A 21,775-nucleotide genomic window follows, 5' to 3' on the forward strand; every position below is an offset into this window, starting at 1 on the left:
TCTACTCCCCTCTATTTTCAAAAAAACTGCCTAGCTCAATTTCAATCTGCTTGCCCTTGAAGTCGACATCCTGCAGCTTGGCAAGAGACACGTATTCATCAATCAAACGCTCGGAAACATCTGCGGTCGTCTCTACCAGCACTCCGCAGCCTACGACAGTCGCCCGGAACTCCTGGAGCAGATCAATCATGCCGCGCAGCGTGCCGCCCGCCTTCATGAAGTCGTCCACGATCAGGACGCGGGACTGCTCGGCCAATCCGCGGCGAGCAAGAGACATCGTCTGAATCCGCTTGCTCGAACCAGATACGTAATTGATGCTAACCACAGAACCTTCCGTTACTTTGTTGTCACGACGCACGATGACAACGGGCACGTTCAAAAACATGGCGGTCGCATAAGCGAGCGGAATCCCCTTCGTCTCCACCGTCATGACGACATCGACGTTTTTGTCCGCATAAGCGGTGGCAAACAGCTTGCCGATCTTCGCCATAGTCGCTGGATTGCCGAGAATGTCGGACATGTACAAATAACCGCCTGGCAAAAGTCTTTCCGGATTGGCCAATTGCTCGATCAGTTCGCGCATGAAGTGAAGAGCCTCTTCCGTTTTTACCTGGGGAATATACTTCACTCCGCCTGCCGCTCCCGCCACCGTTTTCAACAAGCCGACACCCTGAACCTCAAACGCTTCCTTGATGATCGACAGGTCTTCACTGATGGATGATTTCGCCGCGCCGTACTGTTCCGCAAACAGAGTGAGAGGAGTCAGCGTATGGGGATGGGCGAGCAAGTGCTGCGTCATGTCTACCAGACGTGCACTTCTGCGCAATTTCTTCATGGCTCTTCCTCCAAAACCGAATATTATGCTGCTAATGTATCATTTTTATACGTGTTCATGCAAGTATTTCCCCTTCTTGGGAGCCTAACATTCGGACAACAAACACATCTTTGACAAATCCTCTGAGCGCATTGTAGATCCGATGCACTTTCGCTTCCTTTTGCACGAGGGCAAATACTGTCGGTCCGCTGCCGGACATCAATACTCCGTCGGCTCCGGAAGCGATCATCAGCTCCTTGATTTGCCGCACTTGCGGATAGAGCGAGAGCGTGACGTTTTCCAGCACGTTTCCGAGCGACTGGCACATCAGGGAAAAATCTTGCTCGGAAACAGCCCGGAGCATTTGTTTTGTATCGGGATGATTGTCGATTTTGTCGACACGCAAGTTTCCATATACATCAGGAGTGGACACGCCGATTGGCGGCTTCGCCAGGATGACCCAGCAAGGAGCGGGCGTTTCCAGATGCGTGATTTGCTCGCCGCGCCCTTTTGCCAGCGCGGTTCCTCCATAGACGCAAAAAGGGACGTCAGAACCGATTTCTGCGCCGATTTCCGCAAGCTCGTCCACGGTCAAGCCGAGATTCCACAACTGGTTCAAACCGCGCAGCGTCGCTGCCGCATCACTGCTGCCGCCCGCCAGTCCGGCTGCGACCGGGATCTGTTTGTCGATATACAATCGTACACCTTGGCGCACTTGATAGCGTTCTTTTAAAAGCACTGCCGCTTTATAAGCATGATTGCGGATATCATCCGGTACGAAGCTGGCAGAGCAGTCCAGCGTAATCTCACCATCTTCGCGCAGAGTCAGGTCTACACGATCTGCCAAGTCGACGGTAGTCATCACCATTTCTACTTCGTGATAACCGTCCGGCCGTTTGGCAAGCACATCAAGGGTCAGGTTGATTTTGGCCGGAGCTTTGACCGAGATACGCACGTTGTTCACCTCTGCCTACTTTACTAAATTTCCTAGTCTCTTATTGTAGCATAGCCAATCTCTCTCCTGCCACTTGAACCCCCCAAAAAGAACAGGATCGAGATCATTATGGTTATTTCGAAAATTCAGCAGTGTTTTCGGCAGCAAAAAAGCCGGGAAGCCCCGGCCCTGTCAACGAGTCTGTATGGTATTCTCCGTGAGATTGGATGTGTCCGCCTGCGTCCAACACCGGGCTATGACCGTCTTGCGGCCAGCGCCTCTTCAGCAAGCTGTACAGCCCGCTTCACCATGTTTCCCGCGTCACGCGTCGTGATGCCTCCCCAACCTTCTGCTTGTACCTTGTCGTAAAAGCCAAGCTCCTTGGCGAGTTCCATCTTGAACTGCTCCGACATCATTCCTCGTCTGCGACCCATAGCATCCTCCCTTCCCGTTGACAGGTATAGTGTGCTCCAAGTCCAGACTTTTCATCTTGTCACCCAAATATTTACAACCTTTTGATAGCAAAAATAAAACAGTAGAACCCAAAAGGGCTCTACTGTTGTACAAATGTGATGCGGATGTGCTCGTTTTCGCGGCACACCGTCAACTCTACTGTTTCCGTCAAGATGTCAGCGTAGCTGTAAGAGACCCGCTCAAAGAGTTGATCGTCATCAAGCTTTACCACAAACACAGATGGGTATGTTTCTTCGAGGATGCCACTTCGTTCGACGGTTTTTCGGCGACCTCCATTGGCTTTCAGAAGGATGCGCTCACCAATGTGCCCGTCTAAACTGCGTTTAATGTCAAGTAACGCGTTTCTTGCCATTGTTCCATCCACCTCGCTTACATCTATTATAACAGCTCACATATATTTTGTCAAAGAAATAAAAAATTATAGCAACCCTGTAGATATTTTGTCAACGGGGTTTTTTTCATAAAAAAAGTAGATATTTGTCACCACTTCTGCATAGTATGTGCAGGCTTTTGCAAAACCTTGCTCCCGCAACGCTTTCCGGTGATAGCTTGCCCGCTGCGAAGCCTTTTTTTACGCCAAAATCGACAAAAAAACCTCCGTTTTTGGCTTTTTCAGTACAAAAACGGAGGCCAAGTTTGTCTTATTGCCCAATCAGGCCGCGCCGCAAGCCTTCGTTGGCTAGGCGGGCGAACTCTTCGATGCTGAGGGTTTCGCCGCGTCTGGTCGGTTCGATGCCGATGTCGGCGAGCATCTGTATTACTTCATCCTTTTGTGTTTTGAGAAACAGACCGTTCATCAGGTTGTTCAACAACGTTTTCCGGCGCTGGGCGAACGAGCTGCGCACCACGCGGAAAAACACGTCCTGGTCGTCCACATCGACAGGCGGACGATCTCTGACCTTGAGCCGGATCACTGCAGAATCGACGTTCGGACGAGGAATAAACACACTGGCCGGGACGATCATCGCGACTTCTGTTTCCGCATAAAACTGCGCCGCTACCGAGAGAGAGCCGTAGTCTTTCGTTCCGGGCTTGGCCGCGATTCTCTCAGCCACTTCCTTTTGGATCATCACGACGATGTTCTCAAGCGGCAGCCTTTCTTCCAGGAGCTTCATCAAAATCGGCGTCGTCACATAATAGGGCAGATTGGCTACGACGCTCAGCTTCTCTACCCCGGAGAGCTTCTCGGCAATCAGCGCTTTCAGATCAAGCTCCAGCACGTCTCCATGCACGACTTCGATATTTTCATAGGGCGACAGCGTATCCTGCAAAATAGGCAGAAGCCGCTGGTCAATCTCAATCGCCATGACCTTGCCTGCTGCTCGTCCCAATTGCTCGGTCAAAGCGCCGATGCCTGGCCCGATTTCGATTGCGCCTTTGTCCTTCGTCAGATCGGCTTCGGCGACAATGTTATGCAAAATGTTCGTGTCCACCAAGAAGTTTTGTCCCAGGCTCTTTTTAAAGGAGAAGCCGTACTTCTCCAAAATTTCCTTCGTTCGCGTAGGTGTGGCAATATCCTTGCCTGTTGCTTGCGTCATCGCTTACTCCCTCTCTTTGTTGATGGCTTCTATCGCCGCCTCAAATTCCGCGCGACTGATCTGAAAGGCATTGAGCCGTTGCAGCATTTGCTTGGCGTTGGCGTATCCGATGCCCAATGCTTCGCCCAGCTTGATTCTCCGCTCCTTGGCGTCGCCGCCTGACGTCAATCCGTTTTTCAGAAGATCGTCAGCCGTAATCTCCCCGACCGTTTCCGCCATCTCTGTGCGGACTTCCGAGAGCGCGCGAACAATCACGTCAGGAGAAGCGTTCTCTACCCCGATATCGCCCTTTTTCGTGCCGTCCTCTTGCGTGATAAAGGCGTGCTTGCAGCCCGGCACCGATCGGCTGATAATTTTGCGGATGCGCTCCCCCTGGTAATCCGGGTCGGTAAAAATAATGACACCGCGCTTTTGCTGTGCCAGCCGGATTTTTTCGATCGTTCTGGCGTGGATGGCGGAGCCGCCTGTCTCAATCGTGTCCGCGTTAACTGCCCGCTTGATCGCAGCGGTATCGTCTCTCCCCTCCACCACAATCACTTCTTTTATCTTCATCATGTACTCCCACTTTCGTACGATGTCGCTTTTGGTCATAGTGTTCCAAAAAAATCAGGCAAAAAGCCCTTGTTTCGCGAAACGTTTCTGCGCTTTGAACCGTCTAACTATCAAACAGCTTATCACGACTATTCCCAAAACGCCAAAGACAAAAGACAGGAGCTGTTCGCCCCTGTCTTACGGTTTCTGCGGCCCGATTATATAGACGGTTTTGTTGCGCTTGCGGCCAAATTGAACAGCCTCTGCCTCCGTGCTTACAAACACGTCAATTTTGCCGCCACGCATCGCTCCGCCCGTGTCTTCTGCCCGGCGATACCCAACGCCCTCGATGTAAACCCACCAGCCATACGGAATCACTTTTGGATCTACAGCGATGGTATGACCTGCCTTGGCCTTCACGCCCGTCGCCGTGCGGCCGTAGCCTGGCGAGCTAGGGTGTTTGCCTCCCCCCGCAGGAGAATAGGCGGTCAAGGTAACCCCGTTCAGTACTTTTTTCGGCCTAAATACTTTTCCACCACGCGAGACCATACCCGTTGCTGAAGCGACCAAGACCCGTTGCGACGGATCGTTGTTTTGCAGCGCAGGAACTGCCGTTCCCACCGCCACGATCTGGTCTTTCTTCGGCACAAGCACGTCTCTTGTCACCAGTTCACGGGAGACCTCCTTCCCGTCTTCCATAACCAGCTTGTAGTGTGCAATTGCCTTACCCTCTTGCCCGTTTTGCAATACACGGGACTTGCCTTTCTCTAACGCTGGATCGTTTTTGCGTATTTCCTGGAAAGTAACTCGCTCCTCGACTTTTACCATCTGCTCGACGACGCGCTTGATCGTGATTGTCGAGTCTTTGGTCAGCGAGGCGCTCAAGGCCGGCTCCACCCGGTCCTTTTCACCTAGCGCAATGCCGCTGTCCTTCAACGCGCCAGCAACATCGCGGCTAAGCGTCAGTATCGTTTTTGTCTGCCCGTCAACCTGGACCGGAATGGACCAGGCTGTATGTAAAGTAATCATTGCTCCGTCTGATAGCTTCGTCTCAGGTGTTGGTTGAAGGGAATCCTTTTCCGTTACCGTAATGTTTCGCTCGGTCAAGAACTGCTCAACGGTACTCGCTTTGGTAGCTACCGTCTGGCTTTCTCCGTCCAACGAAAAAGTGACCTGTTTTGGCTGGGTAGCCTGGGCAGAGAAATAGCCAATCATGGGAATGAGAACAAGAGAGAGGACGCCAAAAAGAACAAGTCCCCGATTCTTATACCTTTCCCATATCGCGCGTAACTCCATTTCCCACACTCCTTTTCCTAGAAAAGCACGAGGCTTCTCCTGTCTAGCCAGGTAAGGGTCGATGTAATTGCACTAATATTCTGGAAGTGGCCAGTACTTAGCAAGGTCGGCTTTGATTGTATGTCACTTTCCCGGCTTTGTCAAATTTACCCTCCCTTGGCCGAAGCGATAATGCTAACAGACTAGCAAAAAACAGATGGCGAATGGTAGCAGATTCCTGTCGAGGAGCCGTGTCGGATGGACAATAATCGTTCGACACATTGTTCAAGGTATGCGCCACCAAAAACGAGTAGAACAACAAGATCGAGGAACAAAAAAACGGGAAATCACGTGATATGTCGTGATTTCCCGTTTTTGCTTGCGGTTTGTTTACGGTTGAAGGCGGAACAGACGCCTTGCGTTTTCCGTCGTGATTTGCGCCATTTCTTCGTAAGACAGGCCGCGAATGTTCGCCATTTCTTCGCAGACGTAGCGCACGTAGCCACTCTCATTTCGCTTGCCGCGGAACGGGTGAGGAGTGAGGTACGGGCAGTCTGTTTCTATCAACAGCTTGTCGAGCGGTACTTTGGCCGCTACTTCTTTTGGCTGCTTCGCGTTTTTGAAAGTCAGCGGGCCGCCGAACGAGATGTAAAAATTCATGTCCAGCGCCTGCTTCGCTGTCTCCCAGCTACCCGAGAAGCAGTGCATGATTCCCCCGACTTCTGCTGCCTTCTCTTCTTTGAGGATCGTCAAAACATCCTGGTGAGCGTCCCGGTTGTGGATGATGATCGGCATGTCGAGTTTTCGCGCCAGACGAATCTGCTTGCGGAACACTTCGGCCTGCACGTCTTTTGGCGACGTATCCCAGTAGTAGTCGAGGCCCATTTCGCCCAGCCCCACTACTTTCGGATCACGACTCAGCTCCTCGATCCATTCCAGATGCTCGTCTGTCATATCTTTTGCGTCCTGAGGGTGCCATCCTACGACTGCGTAAATAAAATCATAGGTTTTCGCCAGCTCCATGCAGGTCGGGATGGTTTCCGCGTTAAACCCGATGTTCACGATCGTGCTGACGCCGTTTTCCCGCGCGCGGGCAATGACCTCCTCGCGATCCTCGTCGAATTCCTTCGCGTTCAGATGCGCGTGCGTTTCAAATAGCAAAATAGGTCCTTCCTTTCCTAGCCCTCGTTACTTCACAATCGCTCCGTTTGGCATGCTCGGATCGACTGTCGCCAGCGTCAGTTGGTCGCCTGCGGATGCTGCCAGGATCATGCCCTGCGACAGCTCGCCACGCAGCTTGACTGGCTTCAGATTGGCGACGAGGATTACTTTTTTGCCGACCATTTCTTCCGGAGTGTAGTATTTGGCGATACCGGAGACAACCTGGCGCTTCTCATAGCCGAGATCGAGCTGCAAAATCAGCAGCTTGTCGGCATTCGGATGCTTCGCGCACTCCACTACTTGCGCGACGCGCAGCTCTACTTTGCCAAAGTCGTCAATGCCGATCTCTTCTTTGGCATCCGCTGGTTTTTCTGTCACTTCAGCTTGGTTGGCAGTCGTTTCGTTCACAGGTGCTTCCCCTTTCAATGCGTCTTGCTTTTTCTTGTTTTCCTCTGCTTGGCGGCGCGCTTCTGCTGTCGATTCGTCGATGAAGGCCAGCTCAGCCTGCACGTCCAGGCGCGGGAACAGCAGCTCTTTGCGGCTGACAGTGCTTCCGGCAGGCAATCCGCCCCAGACGCCGGCAGATTCCCAGCTTGTTGCCTGCTCGTTGCCCAGGATTCCGAGTTGGTCCCAGATTTTCGCCGGAGCTTTGGTCATGAACGGCTGAATCAAAATGGAGGTGATGCGGATGCTCTCCGCAAGATTGTACATGACCGTTGCCAAACGTCCCTTGGTTTCTTCCGATTTTGCCAGATTCCACGGCATCGTTTCGTCGATGTATTTGTTGGTGCGTCCTACCAGCTCCCAGATGTGGGCAAGCGCGTTGGAGAAACGCATTTCTTCCATATGCTCCTCGACCAGCGCCTTTGTTTTCATCGCCAGGCCGATCAGGCTGTCATCCGGCTCTCCGGCATCTTGTGCGGCTGGCACGATGCCATCGAAATATTTTTCGATCATCGTAGTGGTACGGCTCAGCAGGTTGCCGATGTCGTTTGCCAGATCGTAGTTCAGACGCTGGATAAACGATTCCGGGGTGAAAATGCCATCCTGGCCGAAGTTGATCTCGCGCAGCAGGAAGTAGCGCACGCCATCGGAGCCATAGCGATCAATCAGCAGCTTCGGATCAATGACGTTGCCTTTGGATTTGGACATTTTTCCGTCCGGCATCAGCAGCCAGCCATGACCGAAAACTTGTTTTGGCAGCGGCACATCGAGCGCCATCAGCAAAATCGGCCAGTAGATCGTATGGAAGCGCAAAATGTCTTTTCCCACCATATGCACATTCGCAGGCCAGAAACGGCGGTATTTGCTGTCGTCGTCAGACAAGTAGCCGAGCGCGGAAATGTAGTTGGTCAACGCGTCGATCCAGACGTAAATGACGTGCTCAGGATCGCTAGGCACTTTGATCCCCCAGTCAAACGTGCTGCGGGATACGGACAAATCCTGGAGGCCCGGCTTGAGGAAGTTGTTAATCATCTCGTTGCGGCGGCTCTCCGGTTGGATGAAGTCAGGGTTCGCCTCGATGTGGGCGAGCAATCTGTCCTGGTATTTGGACAAGCGGAAGAAGTAGTTTTTCTCCTTCACTTTTTTCACTTCGCGGCCGCAATCCGGGCAAATGTAGCCTTTGTCGGTCTTACATTGTGTCTCGGTCCAGAAAGCCTCGTCCGGCACACAGTAGTATCCCTCATACTCGCCCAAGTAAATGTCGCCCTGATCGAGCAGACGCTGGAACACTTTTTGCACGACTTCCTTATGACGCGGCTGCGTGGTGCGGATGAAATCGTCGTAGGAGATGTCCAGTTTTTGCCACAGGTCGCGAATCCAGTCAACAACCGGATCGATGAACTCCAGCGGCTGTTTGCCGTCTTCGGCTGCGCGCTCCTGAAGCTTTTGTCCATGCTCGTCCGTACCTGTCAGGTAGTAGACGTCATAGCCGCGCAAACGTTTGTAGCGCGCCAGAGCATCACAAGCAATTGTCGTGTAGGCATTGCCGATGTGCAGCTTGTTGCTTGGATAGTAAATCGGTGTGGTGATGTAATATGTTGGTTTCATGCAACCTAGCCCCTCCTGATAACGTTTAGAAAAATAGAAAAGCCCACCCCAAAAATTGGGGCGAGCTCTAACTCGCGGTACCACCCAAATGCTCCGTTCCCCTCGCGGACAACGGACTTGGTGAGTCTGAAACAGACTCTGCCCGTAACGTGGGCCGACGTCACAAACTACTGGGCACGGTCATTTCCGTGGCTGTTCATCTGCAAGACTCTGGGGCCATGTTCAGCCTGCTCGCTTATGCCGGTTTTCAGCTACCCCGGCTCTCTGGGATAAGGAGGATCGGCTTACTCTTCCCATCATAGTCGTTTTGCTATCAATTCCCTCATTTACCCTCTATTGTACACGACCGACTTGTTTTGTAAACATCCAGGAGGGCCGAACGGCTACGATTTATTTTATACATGACAGGAAAAGGCAAAAAAGAGAAGACAAGGCTTTTTTGTCGAATGGGCGCGGCTTTATTCGACATAAAGTGACCGATTCGACACGCATTTCTCCCAGTTAATTTTATCCATAAAATTTTCCATACCGTTTCCATTTTTCTACGAAACGCTGATATATCAGCTTTCCTGTTTTCAAAAAAAACTTTGCTTTTCAAAGATTTGTCAAAATGATGTTGACACCTTTGGGAATCGCTGGTATGATAATCCCAACAGATAATGTCGAATATTGACGATTAATGATGAGCGTTTACCAATACATCGACATATGAAGACTTGAGAGGAGAATTTACTATGATGAAATCAACAGGGATTGTTCGTAAAGTAGATGAACTGGGTCGTGTCGTTATTCCGATCGAATTGCGCCGCACACTGGGCATCGCGGAAAAAGACGCTTTGGAAATTTACGTAGATGGCGAGCGCATCATCCTGAAAAAATACGAGCCTGCTTGCATCTTCTGTGGAAACGCTGATAAAGTATCTCATTTTAAAGGTAAAATCGTGTGCCAGGATTGCCTGACCGAGATGCCTGTTGTTAAACGCTAAACACTCATTTCCATACGTACTTGATTTACATACGATATGCCTTCGCAAAGGGACAAGCTTCGCGGAGGCTATTTGTACTGCCTGCGTCGCTGCTGCGCTGGTTGATCGGACGAAAAGAAAAAGCCGACCCGTTCGGTCAGCTTCCTGCTCATCTTACTCGTCTTCCTGGTCGCGGTGGTATTCGTTGTAGACGTCGCGCTTGGGCAAACCGCGATCGTCTGCCGCCTGTTTGATCGCCTCTTTTTTGCTCAAGCCTTGCTCGCAGTAATGCTCGACATGCTGGACAATGCTCAACTGCTGCCACCAGATGTTTTCCTCGTCTGCTTCAGCAGCGGTTGTGCCTGTAAAGCCTTCGACAATCACGCAAAACTCGCCGCGCACTTCGCCATTGCCCAGCCATTCCAGCAGCTCATCAAAAGTGCCGCGCACGAACTCTTCGTAGCGCTTGGTCAGCTCGCGCGCCAGCACGGCCCGCCGATTCCCCCACGCTTCCCGCATGGCCGCAATCGTCTTCTCGATGCGGTGCGGCGCTTCATAAAAAATCAGCGTCTCCGGGTAGCGCTTGAGTCGTTCCAGCTCTTCGCGCCGCTCCTTGTTTTCCCGGCCGATAAAGCCGCAAAAGACAAAGCGGTCTGTCGGCAGCCCCGAAGCGATCAACGCCGTCAGCCCTGCGTTGGCTCCTGGCACCGGAACGACAGGGTATCCGGCAGCGACCGCATCGCGCACGAGATCAGCGCCCGGATCGGATATCGCCGGAAGTCCGGCGTCGCTCACCAGCGCGATCTGTTTTCCTTCGGCCAGCCATTGCAGCAGCCCCTGACCGCTCGCTTCCTTATTATGTTCGTGATAGCTCACGGTGCGCTTTTCGATTTGAAAATGGTTCAACAGCTTCCTTGTTTGACGCGTATCCTCGCAGGCAATCACATCAACCGCCCGCAGCGTTTCCAGGCAACGGACCGTCATATCATCGAGATTGCCGATTGGCGTAGCGACCAGATACAGGACACCTGTTTCTTCCTGCGCAAAGCTGCGCTGTATATTCATCGCGGCGTCCCTCCAATCAACTGTTCTTTTTGCTTGCGATTCAGCCGTTTGATTCCTTCCTCGCGCTTCAAGCCCCACGAACGGTCAGGCCCTTCTTCCCAAAAGACAAGCGCAAGCGGCCCGCGCCCTCTGGTGTATTTCGCCCCTTTGCCTTCATTGTGCATCGCCAGGCGGCGCAGCAACTCCGTCGTATAGCCGGTGTACAAGGAGCCGTCCGCGCAGGCGAGAATGTAGACAAAATGGCTTTTATGCGAGGGAATCTCGTCTGCCGAAGTAAATTTCTTGCAGTTCTTCACAGTATTCCTCACCATTCTCATAGACAATCAGCGGCGGCTGAATCCTCAGCTCCGGCTTGCCACCCCTGATTCCTTCGATCAGCACCATATTCGGCTCGGCTTCCTTGCGCGGGTAAACCAGACGCATCCGCTTCGGCTCGATTCCGTACTGGCGCATCAAGGAAATAATGTCGATCAACCGCGTCGAGCGGTGAACGAGAGCAAGCTTGCCGCCGTTTTTCAACAACTGGCTGCCCACGCGAATGACGTCTTCCAGCGAGAGCAAAATCTCATGACGGGCGATTGCAAAATGCTCGCTTACATTTTTCTCCCCGCTCGTCGCAGGCATATAAGGCGGATTGCACGTAATCAGATCGAATTTCCCGTGCCCGAAAAGCGATACCGCGTCCTTGACATCTCCGTGGTGCATCTCGATCCGCTCCGTCAGTCCGTTGAGCGTCACGTTGCGGCTCGCCATGTCGAACAGCCGCTGCTGAATTTCGATGCCATCAAAACGCGCTTCCGGTGTGCGCGTGGTCATGATAAGCGGGATCGCTCCGTTGCCCGTGCACATGTCGAGCACTCTCCCGCGCTTGGGAACGGACGCAAACCGCGCCAGCAGCACGGCGTCCATCGAAAAACAGAACACCTCGTGGCTCTGGATAATTTTCATTTCGTGAGTCAATAAATCGTCAATGCGCTCCGCATCATAGAGCGGCACGTTAATGACTGGTTCCATCCTTTGTTCCCTACTCCTTTTTTCCTTGTCTTGGAAAAAGCGACCTGACACGTGGCACAGGTCGCTTTCTCCATGTGGTGATCGCTCGTCACCTTTTATTTTTGAGGTCCTCCGCTCAAAAACGAGAGACAGAACAGACAATCCCCTTCTTTGCGCAGACTGCCGAAATGCACGTTGCAGATGTGAAACCCTTCTGCATACAGGCGGGCAAGGTTGTCGTACCCTTCCCCGACCACGGCTTTTTTCGCTTTCTCCTTGGCGACAGGGTTTGCTCCCTTTTGTTTTGCCGGAGAGCCAGTCTTTTTCTTTTCCAGTCGGTTGCGAAGATGCTGGTTTTCAACGAGTAATTGGGCGTTTTCCTCCATCAAAACGACGATGACGTCTTTCAACTCACCGATCTCTTTGTACAGGTCCCCAATTCGTTCTTCAATGCTCGCCATCTTGACGAAGATTTCCCGTTTGTCCACTAGCTCACCTCTCCCCTACCCCCACACTTTATTCATAGGTGGGGAGCCCTATCGCAATCTCATCTAAACCAAACTCTGTGATGCGTTTGTCGATCGAAAGCTCCACCTGAACGGACTGATCCAGTACGTTAACGGAAACGACTCGTCCATTTCCCATCGGGGTAGTGACCATTTTGCCGACATCCGGCATTTCATCACGCGTGCTTTCGTAGTTGTCATTCTCGTATTTTAAACAGCACATCAACCGACCGCACAGACCGGAGATTTTTGCTGGATTCAACGAAAGGTTTTGATCCTTGGCCATTTTAATCGAAACAGGCTCGAAATCGCCGAGGAAAGTCGAACAGCAAAGCAGCCTGCCACAGGGGCCAATGCCGCCCAGCATCTTCGCTTCGTCACGCACGCCAATCTGACGCAGCTCAATGCGAGTGCGGAACACGGAAGCGAGGTCTTTTACCAGCTCGCGGAAATCAACCCTGCCGTCCGCGGTAAAATAAAAAATGATCTTGTTGCGGTCAAATGTGTACTCCACATCGACCAGCTTCATATCAAGCTTGTGCTCCTTGATCTTCGTCTGGCACACGGCAAAGGCATTCTTGGCAGCTTGCTTGTTTTCATCAACCTGCTTTGCGTCTTTTTCGTCAGCCATACGAATGACCTTTTTGAGCGGTAACACCACATCGGACTCAGCGACTTCTTTTTTGCCGATGACGACCTTGCCATATTCGACCCCTCTCGCCGTTTCGACGATTACGGTGCAATCTTTCTCTATCGGCAGTCGGTCAGGGTCGAAGTAATATATTTTGCCCGCTTTTTTAAAACGGACCCCAACAACCTCATACAAGGGTTATCCCTCCTGGAATTGAAGAACCAACCGCTCAAGAGCCAACTGTGCGTTGGCGTTTCGCTCTATCCGATTTTTCGTATCCATGACCAAATCTATCCCATGCAAGAGCTCAGCTTTTGTCCATACCAGTGCTTGTCCTTGCAGCACATCCTGTTGGTCGCTGTTAATGAGATGGGCATGCCTGCCTACTTGCACATACAGGATATCGCGCAGCCAAAGGATGAGCAAATCTAAAAAGAGGGGTAGTTCCTCTTTGATTTTGTCGCTCTTTTGCAACATATCATGGATGGTGAAGAGCGCAGACGAATTACGCTGTTTGCACTCATGGCTCAATTGTATCACTAGATTTCTTAGCTGTGCAAACGATTCTGATTGGCTGAGTGCCTTGGCCTCTTCCACATTTGTCGTAATGTGGGAGGCAACCTGCGCCATCCCGGCTGTAATGCCGTCTGCCCGGAGTTGTTCGGCGATCGCTTCGGCAGAAAGTGGCGAGAATTGAACGATTTGGCATCGGGATAAAATCGTCGGGAGGATCGAGTGGCTGTGTTCCGTCAACAGCAAGGCAAGCACGCCAGCGGGCGGCTCCTCCAAAAACTTCAGCAGGCTGTTGGAGGCCTGGGTCGTCATTTTGTCGACGTGTTCAACGATGTACACCTTGTGCCCGGACTCTACCGCACGCATCGCCATTTCTTTTTGCAGCGCGCGAATCTGGTCGATTTTTATTGAGGCCCCGTCCGGTGTAATAAACAGCACATCGGGGTGGTTTCCCCCTTCAATCCGCCTGCATGTAACACAGGCCCCGCAGGCGTCCGCTTCCCTTTCCGGACAAAAAAGGGACTTCGCCAGATGCAGGGCCATCTGCTTTTTGCCTGCTCCCTTCGGACCGGCGAGCAAATAAGCGTGCGCCAGTCTGTTGTTGAGCAGGCTATGGTACAGCAGCTCCGAAGCGCGTGGCTGCTGGGAAAAACGGGTCCATGTCATAATGGTTTCACACCCACTAAAAATACAAATTAATCAGCATGCCGCGGATTTCGCCAATCCGGGCCAACAAATCAATCGTCGGTGCCTGATCGCTAAGCAACTCGTCTGTCAGACGCAACAGCTCGGCATCGACCTGTTTGACGATTTTGTAAAGCCTGCTACGGCCTCGCCGATTCATTCCTCGCCGGTCATCCAGGGCGACGCCGTACTTGACGGCTTCCTCCATGAACTGTTTGACGAGGTTTTTATAGGAATAGAAGTCGCGAACCGAGCGGGATCTGGCGAGAATTTGCCCCATCCTGTCAATGTCGCCGAGCAGTCGGTTGAGCAGCTCCTGGGACATGCGCTCGTCTTCTCCTTGCATCATCGTGCCAAAATTCAGCTTTTCGAGCTGAGGATTTCTCCGCGAATCCGCGGTTTTTATCATGTCCAGCTTAGGTCTTGGCCCGTCGCCGATTTTCATCACGCCACCCCACAGAACCGATCAGTAGAGGATTTTTTCCCCGTTAGATCAAGTATAAACGAAAGCGGCGAAAAAAGAGAGCAGGAACCTGTAGATTGGAAGAAGGATTCATTGCAGATTGCAGTTGCGCCGGGTCGCATTGCGTCAAAACGAGTGGAACTCTCCGACGTCGAGCACAAACACAGCGGCTCCGCCCACTTGCACTTCCAACGGGTACGGCATGAACGAATCTACCGCATTGCTGAGAGGGGAAACGGGAGTGACCATTTGCTTGCGGGATTTGCAGTGGTGCGCAATGATGTCGATTACTTCCGGCACGCTTTCGTCAGACGTACCGATCAAAAACGTTGTGTTGCCAGCTCGCAAAAAGCTTCCGGTACTGGCGAGCTTCGTCGCGCGAAACCCTTTCTTCACCAGTTGTTGAGACAGACGACCACTATCTTTGTCCTGGACGACCGCAACTACCATTTTCATCGGCTATCACCCTTTCCGCAAGAATCAATCCCGCATGGTTTGCTTCATTGTATGAAAAACACGTAGGCTTGGTACGATATTTCGCCTAAACATATTATACAGTATGTACCTGTACATGCGGTACTGCGAACCTTACAATCTGGCAAGCAATGCGCGCAGTGCCGACTCGTACACCTGCTCCATCGGTTGCTCGGCATCAATGACGACAAAGCGCTCCGGCTCTCTTTCCATCACCAGTCGGTACCCTTCCCTGACCAGATGGTGAAAGCGGATGTCTTCCAGATCGAGGCGATTGACCTCCCGGCCGCGCGCTTTGTTGATCCGCGCAAGCCCCGTCTCGGGCTTCACGTCAAAAAACAGCGTCAGCTCCGGCATGCAATCCCCGACGGCAAAGCGGTTGATCTCGTACACTGCATCAATGCCAAGTCCCCGCGCATGGCCTTGGTAAGCAAGGCTGCTGTCGATGAAACGGTCGCACAGCACGAGCTTGCCAGCCGCCAGAGCCGGCAGCACTTTTTCCGCCAAATGTTGGCGTCTCGCCGCAGCGTACAGCAGCGCTTCCGTCCGCTCGTCCATCTGTGTATGCGCCGGATTGAGGATGATTTCCCTGATTTTCTCCGCAATATCAATACCGCCCGGCTCTCGCGTCAACAGCACGTCCACTCCGCGCGCGCTCAGCTCCTCGTACAGCTTGGCGATCACGGTCGATTTCCCCGCTCCTTCGCCGCCTTCGATTGTAAAAAATCGGCCTTTTTGTCCTGTTGTCACTTCCATACTCCTTCCGTACCTGCTGTCACAGGCCGCATGCTTGCCAGCTATAAATTAACGCAATACTTGAATCGTTTGCAGCCGATCATCCTGTACCCCGTGAAAACGGGTATGTCCCCTCCGCAGCTCGGCAAGCATCGCCAAGCCTTCCTCGTCCATGCGCTCTCCCGGCACCAACACCGGAATGCCTGGCGGATAAGGGATGACCATCTCCGCAACTACCCGTCCCAACGCCCGCTCCAGCGGAATCGTCTCCCGCGGACGGTCGACAGCCTCGTGCATCGGCACAGCCTGCTTGCGCAAGTAATGCGAGGAGACTACGCCATGCAGCAAAATCCGCTCCTCTTCCAGCTCTACCTCCGGCGAGATGGATTCCAGCAAGCGAAGGAGCGCCTCCAGATCCCGCAGAGAGGTTCCCGCTGACGCGGCCAACAGCACGTGCGACTCGTCGGCCAGCTCGGGAAAAAGTCCGTGCCTTTCCATCAATTCCTGCAGGGCAAACCCGCTCATCTGTCCGGTTCGCAAATGCAAAAACAGCTTCAACGGATCAAATGTCGTGTACACCCGGCTTGCGCACGGCTGCGGCCACTCCAGCCACTCCATCTGGGCTGTTCGCTCCTGCAGCTTGTCCAAAAGCGGCAGCAGCCGCTCCCATTCCTCGTGAGCCTCCAACGCCAGATGGCGTCTAGCCAGGTCGAGCGAAGCCATCAAAACATACGACGGGCTGGAAGACTGTAGCATGGCAAGCTGCCGATACAGCCGTTCCCGGTCTATTCGTTCGCCCTGCAAATGCAGCATGGAGGACATCGTCATGGCCGAAGCCATTTTATGCGTGGACTGCACGGCCGCATCCGCCCCCGACTGCATCGCCGAGAGAGGAAAAGCCGGATGGAAGCCAAAGTGCGCTCCATGCGCTTCGTCGATCAACAGCGGAATGTCGTGCCGATGCACGATTGCCGCCATTTTTGCCAAGTCGATCCCCATCCCGTAGTAGGTTGGATTCGTCAAAAAAACAGCCTTGGCATCCGGGTGTGCTTGCAGGGCACGCTCCACATCCTCGCGTCTGACTCCCGCAGCCACGCCTGTTGCCAAATCTACGGCCGGCACCAAAAATACAGGCGTCGCCCGCGCCAGGATGATTCCGTGAAAAACAGATTTATGGCAGTTGCGTTGTACCAAAATTTTATCTCCAGGCCGGCATACCGTCATGATGAGGGCGATGTTTCCGACTGTACTGCCGCCAATCAAAAATCTCGTCTCTTCGGCTGAAAAAGCCTCCGCAGCCAACGCCTGGGCTTCTGCAATCACGCCCTGGGGCTGGTGCAGGTCATCGGTTCCGGTGATTTCTGTCAAATCCAGCTCCAGTATGGATTGAAACCGCTGCTTGGCGTGGCTGTCAAAGCTGTGGCCCATCTTGTGTCCTGGCACATGAAACGGATGCGGGCGATGCCTCGCGTGCCGTTCCAGATGTTCATACAGGGGCGCACGCTTTTGCCGCTCCCGAAATTCAGCATCTCTCGTAAGCACGCGCGACTCACGTCCTTTGTCATGAATGAATTACCCATTATTTTAGCATGATTTGACAAGGGAATAACGGAATTTTGCCAAGCTTTTTGGCAAACGAAAAAAGACACCGGGAATGCCGATGCCTTTTTCCGTCACGCATCTTTTCGCAGCCAAATACGTCTCATCTGGTGGATAAAAAACGGATACTTTTCGTCCTGGACGTCGGTATTTACCATTTCCTGTTCGCATTTCTGGCAAATAAACTGCTCGCAAATGGCGATTCCGTCATTTTGCTCCTGTTCACAGACGATACATCGCTGAGCAACTTTTTCCATAGTAAAACGCCTGCCCTTTTCCTCAATCTACCAACCATTATACCCCATTATAATCGGCATCATTCCCAAACGTTCGTCTTTTCGCCGACAGCTCGGTAACCTTTGCAAAAGAGCTGGGCTTCTTGGGCAGGAAAACAGGAGGCTGCATCAACGACCAGCGATTGTCGCATCGTGTGGGCCAGCTCTTGCAAGGATAGCTCGGCGGCCACCTCCAGCCCGTCACCGATCACAAGCAAATCGGCTTCCTGCACAGCGGCCTTCCAGGAATCGCAACGGACCCACCCCGGACGTGCCTCGTTCGGAAATGGCTCGTCCGTCCCCGTGTACACAGCGACCGCCTTATCGGCAAGCCAGCCTTGGGGCATTTTGTTCCACAAGTCTGCCGGGCCAATCAGCGCGATTCGCTCGATTTTCGTTTTTTGCAGGACATGTTGGCATTCCCGCACGAGCCACGCGCAGACAAGCGAATGATCCTGGTGCACGGGGTCTAACCAGCCTTGCCCGACTCGCGTGTCCAGCCCCAACGCCCGGGACACCTGCTTGAGCGATACGCCGTTGTCGTCACACGCCTCGCCCATCTCCCAATAAAATCGTTCCTTCCACGCCAAATAGCGGGGGAGCTGGCGAATCGCTTCATCTACCTCCCGCCGTCCGCATACCATGGACAATTTGCCGTGGTCAGCGAGCAGCCGACAGAGGCGGCGCATCTGTTGTCCGACCGGACCGCCCCCGAGCAGCACCCGTTCCTTTCCTGACCACAGGCTCATCCGCACCACTTCATACGGCTTTTGGCTGGCCTCGCACGCTGCCGCCAGCTCATCAGCCCAGCCATACGGCGCTTCGTCTCCAAATACAAGCAGCAAAACGGGGCTGTTTTCCTGGCGCAAGCTGTTTCCGCCAAGTTCCTGCAGGCGGCTGTAATCGCCCAGCCTCGTCAGCAAAAGCCCGTCCACCTCTTCGGCGGGTTCCTTTTTTTGCGCGACGAGCAGATCAATTCCACATTCTTTTAGCGACTCGCCCCACTTGTGTAAGGTTTGCTCAGCAGCGACCCATAACTTCATACGCTGATGGCGCAAATGTCCTCCTCCTCTCCTCTGGCTTGGCGGCATGTTTCGCCGCATCTTTCGTGCCCAATCACGGCCAATCCCAATTCATTCCTTTTTAGCGTACCCATAAACCGCTTGCCCATCACATCAGCGGCTTCGTTTGCCTGCCGGAAGCGTACTGTTTTCCAGGCCGCAAACGGTTAGAAAACTTGGCTGCGCCAATGGCTTGGCGCAGCCTTAGTTGCACTTATCTGTACAAAAAAGCCGCCAGTCCGGCAAAGGACCAACGGCTTGTCAGCATCAGGTACTGGCTTTCTCAAGATTTGCGACTGTGCGATAATGGGGAAAAGAACAGCAACAGCGTGATCGCTGTCGTACATACATGCCAGTCTCGACAACCAGACCGCAAAGGAAGTGACTTTTTATGAAGGGACATGCCCACCAACATACGATTTACAGCTACAAGCTGCTCTACCGTTTTCGCTGGGGGCTGATCGGGTATTTGCTTCAGCTCGTGCTGATCGGCCTGTCCCTGATCGGCAGCTCCATGCTGTTGCAGGTGCCTGTCGCCTCGCTCGTCGTCACGCTGGCGATCCTGCCCGTTGTGCCGATCTGCCACCTGTTCATTTTTCGGCTCTACGCCCGCCTGCGCTCGCAAAAGCCACGGACAACCGCCGACATGCTCGTCTCTCCATGGTGGGGGGCCGGGTACCTGCTTCCCGTGCCGCTGTCCGTTTATCGGGCCAGCGAGTGCACGGTGCTGTTCGGCAGCGTCTTCATTGCGGCCGGAGCGTACGTCTGGCTTTCGGCCGACTACGGGCTTACTTTGCTCGGCGGTGTCGTGATCGTGGCGTTGCCTCGCTTGATTGCCCTGCTCGCTTCTTTTCGCCAACCCAGCGAAAGCCGGGTCAAATACGAGAACCGCGGCATTGCCTTTTTGAAAACAGATGGTTAAAAATCGTCAGGACATGATCCACAGCTTGATGACGATCAGGGCGGCGAGTCCTGGCAGGCGGAGAAATCCGGCGACCAGCGCGGTGACCGGGTTGATCGGAATGTGGAAGCTGGCCAACTCGCCAACCAGATTGGTGAAAAACAACAAAATGGCGCCAATGACAACCTGCATGACTCCAAAGCCGATCCACCTGATCGGCGTAGTCACAGACTTGCTTGCCGCTGTCAAAAGCAAAATCCCGACAATAATCAGAGCGATGATCCACCCCGTAGCCATGATTGCCCCCTCCTACGCGTGCTTGCGATGCCGCTCGCGTTTTGCCTGTGCCAGCAAGTACATATACCGCTTTTCCGTTACGTGCAAATAGTAGATGACATCCTCCAAACCGCCATCCGGCTCGCTGACCTCGACGAGATGGCGGGCATGCTGCCAATCCTCACGGGCCTGATTCACGGCTACATCCAGACTTTCGGCATCCCAGTCAATGACAACCCGCTCTTTTTTGCCCCACCTGCTCAACCTGCAGACCCTCCTTTAGTTAAAGTAATACAAAACCCCCGTCATGTTGTTCACCGCGTGCAGCAGCACAGCTCCCCAGATCGACTGGTAGCGGTGCCGGACAAAGCCCAGCAAAAGCCCGATGACAAACAGCGGCGCAAACAACGCCACGTCAATGTGCAAAAGAGCAAACCAGAAGCTACTGAGCACAATGCCTGCCACTGCTCCTACGCGCCGAACCAGATAAGTCTGAATCACACCGCGAAACAAAATTTCCTCTGCGATCGGCACCATGATCCCTATGACCGCAAGCGATGCCAGCGCCGCCAGCAAATCGGTATCCTTCGCCGAAACAATCTCCTTTTCAATCTGCTGCTCTCGCTCCGAAGACAGCGACAGCCCAAGCCAGTCGGCTATCGGATTGGTCACCAGCACGTCCAGCAAAAGCACAATCAGCAGGAACAGCACCAGCAGCAAGACGAGCATTTGCTTGATCCGAACGGGTCGGCACACCCCGATTTCCCCTAGCCGTCCGCGAAACCACAGCGGAATCAGGATGAGCAGAAACAATTGAAAGACAGCCGACTCCAATGTGCCCGCAACCGTTCCGACAGCAAATAGCGAGTCTTCCAGCACGAAACCGTACAAGATCAGCACCGCCGTCTGAAACACGTGCATCCACGCCACGATGTGCACCACGTCGTTGCCTGTCAGCTCGCGATTTCCCCATAGCCACAAGGTCTGCCTGCTTTCACGCGCGAGGCCGTAAATGAAGCCGACGGCTGCGATGACGCTAAGCACCGCGACCCCAAAAACAAGCAGCCCTACCCATGCCTGTGGTTGGTCTGCCGTAGAAGCAATCCACTTGCCGTCCTCTCCGAGACGAAAGCGAATCATGGAAAACTCGGCCGCAAACATCAGCCAATACCCGATAAACAGCATGATCGCCCACGGCGTGGACTTTTGTCGCCCAGCCCAACTCGCAAGCGACGGTCCTGGTCCTGTCAGCATTTCCTCACGCTCCTACTTCAACTCTATGTCTCGTCCACGAAAAAAAGTCCGCCGTCTTCTCACGATTTCTTGCTTTCCTGCTGCAAAGCCCGGGCCTTTGCTTCGGCTGCCTGCTTGATGTACTCGTTTCGCGTGCGCAAAAAACGGGTCATGTACGCCTCAAGCACCAGCCAGTCAAACAGCTTTCCCAAGATGCCAAAAGGAGAGGAATAGTCAAAAGTGTCCAGCATTTTCGTTTCGTTCTCGCCCAGCGGCACGAACTCATGCGTGTGGTGGAAACGCTTGAACGCGCCGGAGACCATTTCATCGACAAAATAACGGGGCGCTTCCATTTCCGTAATCTTGGCAGTCAAATGCTGCTTGATTCCAAAATGGACCGCTTCCCACGTAACCGTCTCGCCCAGGTTGATTAATCCGCTGGTGACCCCGCCGATCGCCTTTTCCCGCGTACTGGCGGTAGACTCCATGTGCAAGTCAATGCTGCGCGCCGCATCAAAGCAAATCTGCTGCGGCGCCTGAATCGTAAACTCCATGCGAATAACAGGCATCGTGCCCCTCCTTGTCGCCTAAACGAAAAAAAGACAGGCAGTTCCCCCGTCTT

At 53.4% G+C, this 21,775-nt stretch carries 27 protein-coding genes and 1 other annotated feature; of the genes, 2 read left to right on the forward strand and 25 right to left on the reverse strand.

Annotation, left to right across the window (positions count from 1 at the left end):
• Window position 1: 1 nt before the first annotated feature.
• From purR to metG, 9 genes are all read right to left on the reverse strand, one after another.
• Complete coding sequence (purR, locus tag M655_RS00155; protein ID WP_007776362.1) at window positions 2-835, reverse strand: pur operon repressor; 834 nt, start codon at window positions 833-835, stop codon at window positions 2-4.
• A 55-nt stretch (window positions 836-890) separates the two neighbouring features.
• Window positions 891-1,769, reverse strand: a complete 879-nt coding sequence (gene ispE / locus M655_RS00160; RefSeq protein WP_025848795.1) for a 4-(cytidine 5'-diphospho)-2-C-methyl-D-erythritol kinase — start codon at window positions 1,767-1,769, stop codon at window positions 891-893.
• Between the two features lie 233 nt (window positions 1,770-2,002).
• Window positions 2,003-2,182 (reverse strand): small, acid-soluble spore protein, alpha/beta type, encoded by a 180-nt coding sequence (locus tag M655_RS00165; protein WP_005830483.1) that lies wholly within the window; start codon window positions 2,180-2,182, stop codon window positions 2,003-2,005.
• A gap of 119 nt (window positions 2,183-2,301) precedes the next feature.
• Complete coding sequence (gene veg, locus M655_RS00170) at window positions 2,302-2,574, reverse strand: biofilm formation stimulator Veg (protein WP_005830485.1); 273 nt, start codon at window positions 2,572-2,574, stop codon at window positions 2,302-2,304.
• A 289-nt stretch (window positions 2,575-2,863) separates the two neighbouring features.
• Window positions 2,864-3,760, reverse strand: a complete 897-nt coding sequence (rsmA, locus tag M655_RS00175) for a 16S rRNA (adenine(1518)-N(6)/adenine(1519)-N(6))-dimethyltransferase RsmA (RefSeq protein WP_005830486.1) — start codon at window positions 3,758-3,760, stop codon at window positions 2,864-2,866.
• Between the two features lie 3 nt (window positions 3,761-3,763).
• Entirely contained in the window at window positions 3,764-4,312 is a 549-nt protein-coding gene (gene rnmV / locus M655_RS00180) for a ribonuclease M5 (RefSeq protein ID WP_025848799.1), read from the reverse strand.
• A 177-nt stretch (window positions 4,313-4,489) separates the two neighbouring features.
• Window positions 4,490-5,587, reverse strand: coding sequence for a resuscitation-promoting factor (locus M655_RS00185; protein WP_025848801.1), 1,098 nt, complete (start codon window positions 5,585-5,587; stop codon window positions 4,490-4,492).
• A gap of 369 nt (window positions 5,588-5,956) precedes the next feature.
• Window positions 5,957-6,727, reverse strand: coding sequence for a TatD family hydrolase (locus M655_RS00190; protein WP_005830491.1), 771 nt, complete (start codon window positions 6,725-6,727; stop codon window positions 5,957-5,959).
• Window positions 6,728-6,754: 27 nt separating this feature from the next.
• Window positions 6,755-8,779, reverse strand: coding sequence for a methionine--tRNA ligase (metG, locus tag M655_RS00195; protein WP_025848803.1), 2,025 nt, complete (start codon window positions 8,777-8,779; stop codon window positions 6,755-6,757).
• 53 nt (window positions 8,780-8,832) lie between these two features.
• Window positions 8,833-9,088, reverse strand: a binding site (T-box leader).
• Between the two features lie 425 nt (window positions 9,089-9,513).
• Between metG and M655_RS00200 the strand changes: the two genes are divergently transcribed.
• A complete protein-coding gene (locus M655_RS00200; protein ID WP_007776347.1) occupies window positions 9,514-9,765 on the forward strand; it encodes an AbrB/MazE/SpoVT family DNA-binding domain-containing protein in 252 nt (83 codons plus the stop codon).
• A gap of 153 nt (window positions 9,766-9,918) precedes the next feature.
• Here M655_RS00200 and rsmI read toward each other — a convergent pair whose 3' ends face one another.
• The 12 genes from rsmI to M655_RS00260 form a co-directional block, all read right to left on the reverse strand.
• The gene (gene rsmI / locus M655_RS00205) at window positions 9,919-10,809 is read right to left on the reverse strand and encodes a 16S rRNA (cytidine(1402)-2'-O)-methyltransferase (protein WP_005830496.1); all 891 of its coding nucleotides are present in this window, start codon (window positions 10,807-10,809) and stop codon (window positions 9,919-9,921) included.
• Window positions 10,806-11,105, reverse strand: a complete 300-nt coding sequence (locus M655_RS00210) for a GIY-YIG nuclease family protein (RefSeq protein ID WP_005830497.1) — start codon at window positions 11,103-11,105, stop codon at window positions 10,806-10,808. The genes rsmI and M655_RS00210 overlap by 4 nt, the downstream gene beginning before the upstream one ends.
• Window positions 11,056-11,823 carry a tRNA1(Val) (adenine(37)-N6)-methyltransferase gene (locus tag M655_RS00215; RefSeq protein ID WP_005830499.1) on the reverse strand — a complete coding sequence of 256 codons (768 nt, stop codon included), beginning with the start codon at window positions 11,821-11,823 and terminating at the stop codon, window positions 11,056-11,058. Before M655_RS00215 ends, M655_RS00210 begins: the two co-directional genes overlap by 50 nt.
• A gap of 95 nt (window positions 11,824-11,918) precedes the next feature.
• Window positions 11,919-12,290, reverse strand: coding sequence for a DNA replication initiation control protein YabA (gene yabA / locus M655_RS00220; RefSeq protein ID WP_005830500.1), 372 nt, complete (start codon window positions 12,288-12,290; stop codon window positions 11,919-11,921).
• 28 nt (window positions 12,291-12,318) lie between these two features.
• Window positions 12,319-13,134 (reverse strand): PSP1 domain-containing protein, encoded by an 816-nt coding sequence (locus tag M655_RS00225; RefSeq protein WP_005830502.1) that lies wholly within the window; start codon window positions 13,132-13,134, stop codon window positions 12,319-12,321.
• 3 nt (window positions 13,135-13,137) lie between these two features.
• On the reverse strand, window positions 13,138-14,118 hold the full coding sequence (gene holB, locus M655_RS00230) for a DNA polymerase III subunit delta' (RefSeq protein WP_026556972.1): 981 nt from the start codon (window positions 14,116-14,118) through the stop codon (window positions 13,138-13,140).
• A gap of 16 nt (window positions 14,119-14,134) precedes the next feature.
• Window positions 14,135-14,581 (reverse strand): YaaR family protein, encoded by a 447-nt coding sequence (locus M655_RS00235; protein WP_005830505.1) that lies wholly within the window; start codon window positions 14,579-14,581, stop codon window positions 14,135-14,137.
• A gap of 144 nt (window positions 14,582-14,725) precedes the next feature.
• On the reverse strand, window positions 14,726-15,055 hold the full coding sequence (gene darA / locus M655_RS00240; protein WP_005830506.1) for a cyclic di-AMP receptor DarA: 330 nt from the start codon (window positions 15,053-15,055) through the stop codon (window positions 14,726-14,728).
• A gap of 132 nt (window positions 15,056-15,187) precedes the next feature.
• Complete coding sequence (tmk, locus tag M655_RS00245; RefSeq protein WP_005830508.1) at window positions 15,188-15,829, reverse strand: dTMP kinase; 642 nt, start codon at window positions 15,827-15,829, stop codon at window positions 15,188-15,190.
• A 48-nt stretch (window positions 15,830-15,877) separates the two neighbouring features.
• Complete coding sequence (locus M655_RS00250; protein ID WP_026556973.1) at window positions 15,878-17,350, reverse strand: aminotransferase class I/II-fold pyridoxal phosphate-dependent enzyme; 1,473 nt, start codon at window positions 17,348-17,350, stop codon at window positions 15,878-15,880.
• Window positions 17,351-17,481: 131 nt separating this feature from the next.
• The gene (locus M655_RS00255; protein ID WP_005830511.1) at window positions 17,482-17,664 is read right to left on the reverse strand and encodes a sigma factor G inhibitor Gin; all 183 of its coding nucleotides are present in this window, start codon (window positions 17,662-17,664) and stop codon (window positions 17,482-17,484) included.
• Window positions 17,665-17,723: 59 nt separating this feature from the next.
• A complete protein-coding gene (locus tag M655_RS00260) occupies window positions 17,724-18,740 on the reverse strand; it encodes a Rossmann-fold NAD(P)-binding domain-containing protein (protein WP_241764869.1) in 1,017 nt (338 codons plus the stop codon).
• Window positions 18,741-19,134: 394 nt separating this feature from the next.
• Here M655_RS00260 and M655_RS00265 point away from each other — a divergent pair, with 394 nt between their 5' ends.
• Window positions 19,135-19,665, forward strand: coding sequence for a hypothetical protein (locus M655_RS00265; protein WP_005830515.1), 531 nt, complete (start codon window positions 19,135-19,137; stop codon window positions 19,663-19,665).
• Window positions 19,666-19,671: 6 nt separating this feature from the next.
• Here the strand turns inward: M655_RS00265 and M655_RS00270 are convergent, their stop codons facing one another.
• Genes M655_RS00270 through M655_RS00285 form a run of 4 tightly spaced genes read right to left on the reverse strand, consistent with a single transcriptional unit; the run spans window position 19,672 to window position 21,722 of the window.
• Window positions 19,672-19,941 carry a pro-sigmaK processing inhibitor BofA family protein gene (locus M655_RS00270; RefSeq protein ID WP_005830517.1) on the reverse strand — a complete coding sequence of 90 codons (270 nt, stop codon included), beginning with the start codon at window positions 19,939-19,941 and terminating at the stop codon, window positions 19,672-19,674.
• A 12-nt stretch (window positions 19,942-19,953) separates the two neighbouring features.
• Window positions 19,954-20,184, reverse strand: a complete 231-nt coding sequence (locus tag M655_RS00275) for a DUF2508 family protein (protein WP_005830519.1) — start codon at window positions 20,182-20,184, stop codon at window positions 19,954-19,956.
• Between the two features lie 15 nt (window positions 20,185-20,199).
• Window positions 20,200-21,174, reverse strand: coding sequence for a CPBP family intramembrane glutamic endopeptidase (locus M655_RS00280; protein ID WP_005830521.1), 975 nt, complete (start codon window positions 21,172-21,174; stop codon window positions 20,200-20,202).
• Between the two features lie 59 nt (window positions 21,175-21,233).
• Window positions 21,234-21,722: an SRPBCC family protein gene (locus M655_RS00285; protein ID WP_003843412.1), complete on the reverse strand. Its 489-nt coding sequence runs from the start codon at window positions 21,720-21,722 to the stop codon at window positions 21,234-21,236.
• Window positions 21,723-21,775: the final 53 nt, after the last annotated feature.

The sequence above is a fragment of the Brevibacillus sp. NSP2.1 genome (assembly GCF_000470975.2).
Classification (GTDB): Bacteria; Bacillota; Bacilli; order Brevibacillales; family Brevibacillaceae; genus Brevibacillus; species Brevibacillus agri.